Annotated in this window: 1 rRNA gene; it reads left to right on the forward strand. The window is 52.5% G+C overall.

Annotation, left to right across the window (positions count from 1 at the left end):
- Positions 1 to 255, forward strand: a 16S ribosomal RNA gene (locus QSK07_RS22775); the annotation flags it as partial.

Here is a 255-nt window from a genome sequence, read left to right on the forward strand (position 1 = left end):
CCTGGGGAGTACGGCCGCAAGGTTAAAACTCAAATGAATTGACGGGGGCCCGCACAAGCGGTGGAGCATGTGGTTTAATTCGATGCAACGCGAAGAACCTTACCTACTCTTGACATCCAGAGAACTTGGCAGAGATGCTTTGGTGCCTTCGGGAACTCTGAGACAGGTGCTGCATGGCTGTCGTCAGCTCGTGTTGTGAAATGTTGGGTTAAGTCCCGCAACGAGCGCAACCCTTATCCTTTGTTGCCAGCGATT

This window comes from Pantoea sp. QMID4 (assembly GCF_030270445.1).
GTDB lineage: Bacteria > Pseudomonadota > Gammaproteobacteria > Enterobacterales > Enterobacteriaceae > Pantoea > Pantoea vagans.